The organism is Pseudomonas sp. CM25 (genome assembly GCF_013179705.1).
Taxonomy (GTDB): domain Bacteria; phylum Pseudomonadota; class Gammaproteobacteria; order Pseudomonadales; family Pseudomonadaceae; genus Aquipseudomonas.
Map to the genome: position 1 here is coordinate 1 of NZ_JABMCW010000244.1, position 8,753 is coordinate 8,753.

At 64.0% G+C, this 8,753-nt stretch carries 5 protein-coding genes; 3 read left to right on the forward strand and 2 right to left on the reverse strand.

Annotated elements, in window-relative coordinates; genetic code table 11:
* Together ettA and HP546_RS21490 are read right to left on the reverse strand one after the other, a co-directional pair.
* A partial coding sequence (gene ettA / locus HP546_RS21485) for an energy-dependent translational throttle protein EttA (protein ID WP_172229225.1) occupies positions 1 to 1,658 on the reverse strand: 1,658 nt, incomplete at its 3' end.
* A 240-nt stretch (positions 1,659 to 1,898) separates the two neighbouring features.
* Positions 1,899 to 2,300, reverse strand: coding sequence for a hypothetical protein (locus HP546_RS21490; protein ID WP_172229227.1), 402 nt, complete (start codon positions 2,298 to 2,300; stop codon positions 1,899 to 1,901).
* Positions 2,301 to 2,547: 247 nt separating this feature from the next.
* Between HP546_RS21490 and HP546_RS21495 the strand changes: the two genes are divergently transcribed.
* From HP546_RS21495 to HP546_RS21505, 3 genes are all read left to right on the forward strand, one after another.
* Positions 2,548 to 6,378: a bifunctional diguanylate cyclase/phosphodiesterase gene (locus HP546_RS21495; RefSeq protein ID WP_172229229.1), complete on the forward strand. Its 3,831-nt coding sequence runs from the start codon at positions 2,548 to 2,550 to the stop codon at positions 6,376 to 6,378.
* Positions 6,379 to 6,663: 285 nt separating this feature from the next.
* A complete protein-coding gene (glyA, locus tag HP546_RS21500) occupies positions 6,664 to 7,917 on the forward strand; it encodes a serine hydroxymethyltransferase (RefSeq protein WP_172229231.1) in 1,254 nt (417 codons plus the stop codon).
* Between the two features lie 265 nt (positions 7,918 to 8,182).
* Positions 8,183 to 8,753 (forward strand): arsenic resistance protein (locus tag HP546_RS21505; protein WP_172229233.1); only part of this gene is annotated, 571 nt, incomplete at its 3' end.

Below are 8,753 nucleotides of genomic sequence, written 5' to 3' on the forward strand. Positions count from 1 at the left end.
AGTTTCTTGTGCCGTACACGGTGCGGCTGGGCAGCAGCATCGCCCAGGCGCTTCTTGCGGTCTGCTTCGTACTCGGTGTAGTTGCCCTCGAAGAACACCACGTTCGAGTCGTCTTCGTAGGCCAGGATGTGGGTAGCCACACGGTCCAGGAACCACCGGTCGTGAGAGATCACGATCGCGGCACCAGGGAAGTCCAGCAGGGCTTCTTCCAGCGAACGCAGGGTTTCGACGTCGAGGTCGTTGGACGGTTCGTCGAGCAGCAGGACGTTACCGCCCTCCTTCAGGGTCAGCGCCAGGTGCAGGCGGCCACGCTCACCACCGGACAGGTCCTTGACGAACTTCTGCTGGTCGCCACCCTTGAAGTTGAAGCGGCCAACGTACGTACGCGACGGGATCTCGTAGCTGCCGATCTTGATCATGTCGGAACCGTCGGAAACCTGCTGGAACACGGTCTTGCCACCGTCCAGGTCTTCGCGGCTCTGGTCGACGCAGGCCAGCTGCACGGTTTCGCCGATCTCGATGCTGCCCGAGTCGGGTTGCTCCTTGCCCATCAGCATGCGGAACAGGGTCGACTTACCGGCACCGTTACCGCCGATAACGCCGACGATCGCGCCTTTAGGCATGGCGAACGACAGGTTGTCGATCAGCACGCGATCGCCATAGCCCTTGGAGACGTTCTTGAACTCGATGACCTTGTCGCCCAGGCGTGGGCCGGCCGGGATGTAGATCTCGTTGGTTTCGCTGCGCTTCTGGAATTCCTGCGACTGCATTTCTTCGAAGCGTTGCAGACGGGCCTTGGATTTGGACTGGCGGGCCTTGGCGCCTTTGCGCACCCATTCCAGTTCTTCCTTCATGGCCTTTTCGTGGGCGCTCTGCTGCTTGGATTCCTGCGCCAGACGGTCCGACTTGGCTTCCAGCCAGCCCGAGTAGTTGCCTTCGTACGGGATACCGGCACCGCGGTCCAGTTCGAGGATCCAGCCGGCGACGTTGTCGAGGAAGTAACGGTCGTGGGTAATGGCTACCACGGTGCCCGGGAAGTCGTGCAGGAAGCGCTCCAGCCAGGCCACCGAGTCGGCGTCCAGGTGGTTGGTCGGTTCGTCGAGCAGCAGCATGTCGGGGGCCGACAGCAGCAGGCGGCACAGGGCCACACGACGCTTCTCGCCACCGGACAGGTGCTCGATTCGCGCATCCCAGGCCGGCAGGCGCAGGGCGTCGGCAGCGACGTCCAGCTGGCGCTCCAGGTTGTGGCCGTCGGCGGCTTGCAGGATGGACTCCAGCTTGGCCTGCTCGGCGGCCAGCTTGTCGAAGTCGGCGTCCGGGTCGGCGTAGGCGGCGTAGACCTCGTCCAGGCGCGCCTGGGCATCCTTGATCACGCTGACCGCTTCCTCGACCACTTCGCGCACAGTCTTGTTCGGGTCCAGCTGCGGTTCCTGTGGCAGGTAGCCAACGTTGATGTCGGGCATCGGACGGGCTTCGCCGTCGAATTCCTTGTCGACGCCCGCCATGATCCGCAGCAGGGTCGATTTACCGGCGCCGTTCAGGCCGAGCACGCCAATCTTGGCGCCCGGGAAGAACGACAGGGAAATGTTCTTGAGAATTTCCCGCTTCGGCGGCACGACTTTGCTCAGCCGATGCATGGTGTAGACGTATTGAGCCAAAACCAAGCCCTCTAATCAGATAGGTAAAGACATCGACGACCGCCCCGGCGCAGGGGCCAGGGGGATATGTACATGGGATGTCATTGGACAAAGACGACCATTCTACGCCAACGCACGGCGTTGCATAGGAGGTGGCGATGGTGGGCCGGGATCAGTGTGATCCCTGAAAGGAATTTGCTGCCTGTGCCGGCCCTTTCGCGGCTAAAGCCGCGAAAGGGCCGGCACAGCAACCGGGATGGCTCAGACGTGACGCTGCCTGGCCTTGCCCCGTGGCAACCGGCAACGGTCGCCCTGCTCGGCCAGGCGCGATGCCCAGGCGGATTTCACGCTGAAGCCGGCGCTGCGCGCAGGTTGCTGCTCGGCCACCTGGGCCGGCCTGGCGGCCGCAGGCGCCGTGCCGACAACCTTGGCAGCCGGCTTGCCAGCAGCCATTGCAACAGCGGGCTCTGCCGCCTGGGCGGTCTTGCGCAGTTCAGCCAGCGAAGGGGTCTTGTTCTTGCCGGCAGCCGCCGACTCGGGCTTGCTCAGCGTGCGCTGGCAGGACTTGCAGGATACGTCCTCGGTCACGGCAGTACTGACAAGGGTCTGACTGCTGCGCCCGCAGGCGGAATCGAGGCCATTGGAGGAAAAGTGAGTAACCAAAAGCGAACATCTCCGGTGCGTGGTCATTGAAGCGGCGGCTATTCTCGCACAGCTTGCAGGGGCTTGCCGAACCACCGGGCAGTCACCATCGGTCAACACGGCTGGCACTTTGCCATAATCCTAGGCATGCTAGCCCGTTTCGGGTGTCCGGCCTTATAGTGCGCCACCACGGTCCGGCAGCCAGACACCGGCACACCCCGTGCATGATCCATCCCTGCCATCGCCAGCCCAATCGCAGGTTCAACGCTTGACCAACCTTACTCATCCGTCGTCACTGCGTTCCGCGCCACAGGCGCCCGCTGCTTCGCTGCGCGGGTCGATCAAGGGTGCCCTGGCGCTGCTGGCCTTGATCCTGCTGGGGTTGCTGCTGTGGCAGCTGTTCGCCCAGTTCAACCACACCCAGGCCGACCTGCGCAAACAGAGCCTGGACGCCAGCGCCGAACTGGCCGATCACCTGAGCCTGAACATGGCGTTCAAGGCGCAACAGGCCGTGAACGTGATGCAGCCCTACGTCGATGCGCCGACGCCTGCTGCCCTGCCCAGCCTGATCCGCACCCTGCGCGAGCGCCTGCCCGCCCTGCAGAGCGTGGCCTGGCTGGACAGCGCCGGGCAGGTGCGCGCCGACAGCCTGGCCGGCAGCCCCGACCGCCAGATGCTTGACGAGTTGCTCGAACTGAAACAGGGCCGTGCGTACTTCTTCACCAATTCGGCGGATAACAGCACCCTTTACCTGCTGCTGCGCCAGTCCGCCGAACAGGGCCGCGGCTACTGGCTGCTGCGCCTGTCCCCCGACTATTACCGCGCCCTCACCGTGCACCTGGATGGCAGTGGCCACCCGCTGTGGCTGCTGGAGAACAGCCGCAGCGGCGAAGTGCTGCAGCGCCATGCGCCGGCCGACACCAGCAACGAACCGCTGCAAAGCGTGATGCTGGCCTTTATCGACAACAGCACCTGGCAGCTGCGTGGCCTGTTCGACGCCACGCTGACCCGGCAGAAGCTGCTGCCGGCATTGATCGGCAAATGTGTCCTGGTGCTGTTTTGCGCCCTGCTGCCGGTGCTGGCCCTGATCAACATGCGCCGCCGCCAGCGGGCCTTGCAGGAGGACCGCCGGCGCTACCAGGAAATTTTCGAAGGTACCGGGGTTGCCTTGTGCGTACTCGACCTGTCCAGCCTGCCCGGCCAGCTCGACCGTTACCACCTGCGCAACCGCGCCGCACTCAAGCACAGCCTGGCCCTGGACCCGAACCTGCGCCGCTCGCTGCTGCTGGAGCTGAAGATCACCGAGGTCAACCAGGTGGCGCGGCAGTTGCTGAATATCCAGTGCCACGAAGGGGCCTGGCAACGGCTGATCGATGGCAGTGGCGATGGCCGCGACAGCGTTGGCATGCAACTGATCGACGCCCTGATCGAACAACGCCCGCTGCTGGAGCTGGAAGTACGCCTGCCTGCGCCGCTGGGCGGCGAGCTGCACCTGTGGTTGATGGCGCGCCTGCCGGAACAGCGCCGCGATTACCAGGCGGTGATTCTCAGCATCAGCGACATCACCAGCCGCAAACAGGTCGAGCTGTCGCTGCTGGAGCGTGAAAGCTTCTGGTCGGACGTGGTGCGCACCGTGCCCGACCAGCTGTACGTGCAGGACGTCGCCAGCCAGCGGATGATCTTCAGCAACCGCCACCTCGGCCAGACCCTGGGCTACGACCGGACCGAGCTTGCGCAGATGGGTGAGCGCTTCTGGGAGCTGCTGCTGCACCCCGAGGACGCCGCGCACTACCAGGCCCTGCGCCAGCAACAACGCGACAGCGGCCATGACCAGCCGCTGCACTGCCAATTGCGCTTCCGCCACCGCGATGGCGGCTGGCGCTGCTACGACATCCGCGAGCAGGTCCTGACCCGCGACGCCGATGGCCTGGTAACGCGCATCATCGGCGTGGGCAAGGACGTCACGGTGCAGATCGAGGCCAGCCAGTCGCTGCGCGACAGCGAGCAGCGCTACCGCATGCTCGCCGAAAGCATCAGCGACGTGATCTTCTCCACCGACAGCCTGCTCAAGCTCAACTATGTCAGCCCTTCGGTGCAAAACGTGCTCGGCTATCAGGCCGACTGGATCTTTGCCAACGGCTGGCAGTCGATCATCGCCAACCCGGCGCAGCTCACCGGCGTCTACAGCCTGATGGAGCGCGTCAGCACGGCCATGGGCGACCCGGCCCAGCTGGCCCAGCTGCGCAGCCAGCTGCCGACCCAGCTGTTCCTGTTCGACTGCCTGCGTGCCGACGGCCGCAAGATCCCCATCGAGCTGCGCCTGGTGCTGGTATGGGACGATGACCAGCGCTTTGAAGGCGTGCTCGGGGTGGGCCGCGACATCAGCCAGCAACGCCGCGCGGAAAAAGACCTGCGCATGGCCGCAACGGTGTTCGAACACTCCACCTCGGCCATCCTCATCACTGACCCGGCCGGTTATATCGTCCAGGCCAACGAGGCGTTCAGCCGCGTCAGTGGTTATGCGGTCAGCGAGGTGCTCGACCAGCTGCCGGGCATGCTCACCGTCGATCAGCAGCAGGAAGGTCACCTGCGCTATGTGGTCAAGCAACTGCACCAGCGCGGCAGCTGGGAAGGCGAGGTATGGCTCAAGCGCCGCGATGGCGACCACTACCCGGCCTGGGTGGGCATTACTGCGGTACTGGACGACGAAGGCGACCTGGCCAGCTACGTGTGCTTCTTCACCGACATCAGCGAGCGCAAGGCCAGCGAACAGCGCATCCACCGCCTGGCCTACTACGACGCCCTCACCCACCTGCCCAACCGCACCTTGTTCCAGGACCGCCTGTACAACGCCCTGCAGCAAGCCGAGCGGCAGAGGGCCTGGGTGGTGCTGATGTTCCTCGACCTGGACCGTTTCAAGCCGATCAACGACTCCCTGGGCCATGCTGCAGGCGACCGCATGCTCAAGGACATGGCCCTGCGCCTGCTGGCCTGCGTGGACGACGACGACACCGTGGCCCGCATGGGCGGCGACGAGTTCACCCTGCTACTGCAACCGCGCCCCACCCGCGAACTGGCACTGAACCGCGCCATCCACGTGGCCGAGAGCATTCTCGGCAGCCTGGTGCGGCCGTTCGTGCTGGAGAACCGCGAGTTCTTCGTCACCGCCAGTATCGGCATCGCCCTGAGCCCGCAGGATGGCAGCGAGCTGAGCCAGCTGATGAAAAACGCCGACACCGCCATGTACCACGCCAAGGAACGCGGCAAGAACAACTTCCAGTTCTACCAGGCGGAAATGAACGCCAGTGCCCTGGAACGCCTGGAGCTGGAAAGCGACCTGCGCCATGCCATGGAGCAGAACGAGTTCATCCTCTACTACCAGCCGCAGTTCAGCGGCGACGGCAAGCGCCTGACCGGCGCCGAAGCGCTGTTGCGCTGGCGCCACCCGACCCGCGGCCTGGTGCCGCCGGGCGACTTCATCCCGGTGATCGAAGAACTGGGCCTGGTGGTGGACGTAGGCGACTGGGTGCTGCGCGAGGCCAGTCGCCAGCTCAAGGCCTGGCACAAAGCCAAGGTGCGGGTGCCAAAGGTGTCGGTGAACATCTCGGCGCGGCAGTTCTCCGATGGCCAGCTGGGCACGCGTATCGCCAACATCCTCGAGGAAAGCGGCCTGCCGCCGGCCTGCCTGGAACTGGAGCTGACCGAAAGCATCCTGATGCGCGAGGTGAACGAGGCGCTGCAGATTCTGGCCAGCCTGAAAAACCTCGGCCTGAGCATTGCGGTGGACGACTTCGGCACCGGCTACTCGTCGCTCAACTACCTCAAGCAGTTCCCCATCGACGTGCTGAAGATCGACCGCACCTTTGTCGACGGCCTGCCCGAAGGCGAACAGGATGCCCAGATTGCCCGGGCCATCATCGCCATGGCCCACAGCCTCAACCTGGCGGTAATCGCCGAGGGCGTGGAAACCCACGAGCAGCTGGAGTTCTTGCGTGAGCATGGTTGCGACGAGGTGCAGGGCTACCTGTTCGGGCGGCCGATGCCGGCCCATCAGTTCGAGGCGCAGTTCGCCAACGAGACGTTGTTCATGTTCCATTGATGCAGCCTGCACTGGCCTCATCGCCGGCAAGCCAGCTCCCACAGGATTCGCGCTGGCATTGAAGTTGATGCGGTACCTGTGGGAGCTGGCTTGCCGGCGATGGGGCGCAAAGCGCCCCCAAAAAACCGGACTTAAAAGTCAACTCGAATGCCCATCCAGCCCAGACGCGGCGCGGGATGCAACATGAGCCCCATTGGTCCGCGACTTGATGCCACTTCATATGCCAGCCGCGAATCAATCGGTTAGAATGCCCGCCTAACTCACCCCCGATCCTTGAGGACCGCCATGTTCAGCCGTGATTTGACCATTGCCAAGTACGACGCCGAGCTCTTCGAAGCCATGCAGCAAGAAGCTCTGCGCCAGGAAGAGCATATCGAGCTGATCGCTTCGGAAAACTACACCAGCCCGGCAGTCATGGAAGCTCAGGGCTCGGTCCTGACCAACAAGTACGCCGAAGGCTACCCGGGCAAGCGCTACTACGGTGGTTGCGAGTACGTCGACATCGTCGAGCAACTGGCCATCGACCGTGCCAAGGAGCTGTTCGGCGCCGACTACGCCAACGTCCAGCCGCACGCAGGCTCCCAGGCCAACGCTGCCGTCTACCTGGCCCTGCTGTCGGCTGGTGACACCATCCTGGGCATGAGCCTGGCCCACGGTGGCCACCTGACCCACGGTGCTTCCGTAAGCTCCTCGGGCAAGCTGTACAACGCCGTGCAGTACGGCATCGACGGCAACGGCCTGATCGACTACGACGAAGTCGAGCGCCTGGCTGTCGAACACAAGCCGAAGATGATCGTTGCCGGCTTCTCGGCCTACTCGCAGGTGCTGGACTTCGCCCGCTTCCGCGCCATCGCCGACAAGGTTGGTGCCTACCTGTTCGTCGACATGGCTCACGTTGCCGGCCTGGTTGCAGCTGGCGTATACCCGAACCCGGTGCCGTTCGCCGACGTGGTCACCACCACCACCCACAAGACCCTGCGCGGTCCACGTGGCGGCCTGATCCTGGCCCGTGCCAACGCCGACATCGAGAAGAAGCTGAACTCGGCGGTATTCCCGGGCGCCCAGGGCGGCCCGCTGGAGCACGTCATCGCGGCCAAGGCCATCTGCTTCAAGGAAGCCCTGCAGCCTGAGTTCAAGGCTTACCAGCAGCAAGTGGTGAAAAACGCCCAGGCCATGGCCAGCGTGTTCATCGAGCGTGGTTTCGACGTGGTTTCCGGTGGTACTGAAAACCACCTGTTCCTGCTGTCGCTGATCAAGCAGGAAATCTCCGGCAAGGACGCTGACGCCGCGCTGGGCAAAGCCTTCATCACCGTCAACAAGAACTCGGTACCTAACGACCCACGTTCGCCGTTCGTGACCTCGGGCCTGCGTTTCGGCACCCCAGCCGTGACCACCCGTGGTTTCAAGGAAACCGAGTGCAAGGAACTGGCCGGCTGGATCTGCGACATCCTGGCTGACCTGAACAACGACGCGGTGATCGACGCCGTGCGCGAGAAGGTCAAGGCCATCTGCAAGAAGCTGCCGGTTTACGGCAACTGATCGGCGCTCGCCTGATGTGAAAAAGCCCGGCCTAGTGCCGGGCTTTTTCATTGGGCTCAGGTGCAACGACGGCCTTTGTAGGAGCGGCCTTGTGTCGCGAAAGGACCGCAAAGCGGTCCCGGCGATCCCGGCGGCGAAGCTGCAATCAGGGGGCCGCTGCGCGCCCCTTTCGCGACACAAGGCCGCTCCTACAAAATTCGCGACATCCTGCTGGCAGCACGTATTACCCTGTGCCCCTTTCACACTACCGAGCACAGGCCGCACCTTGACCAGAGAGCAACTCGAAACCCGGCAGATCCCCCTCTACTTCGCGGTCGTGCTCGTCGCCATCGCCTTCGGCCTGCTGGCCAGCGACACTGCACGCCATCTCGAGGCCCTGGTCACCCCTGCCATCGCCGTACTGATGTATGCGATGTTCCTGCAAATCCCCTTCCTCGACCTGCGCCAAAACCTGGGCAATCGGCGCTTCATGGCTGCCCTGCTGCTGGTCAACTTCATCCTTGTGCCGCTGTTGGTCTGGGCTATCACCCGCGGGCTGGTCGAGCACCCGGCAATCCTCGTCGGCGCCCTGCTGGTGCTGCTTACGCCGTGCATCGACTACGTGGTGGTGTTCATCCACATCGGCAAGGGTGACTCGCGGCTGACCCTGGCTGCCACCCCCGTTCTGCTGTTGGTACAGCTGCTAATGCTGCCGGTCTACCTTGCGTTGATACTCGGTGAAAACAGCAGCGTGAGCATTTCCATCGCACCGTTTGTGGAAGCCTTCGTACTACTGATCGTGCTGCCGATGGCCCTTGCCGTATTCACCAGCGCCGGCGCCCGCCGCTACCGCGCGG

Coding starts and splice junctions, on each gene's coding strand:
- glyA (WP_172229231.1), top strand. CDS start 6,664: ATGTTCAGCCGTGATTTGACCATTGCCAAGTACGACGCCGAGCTCTTC.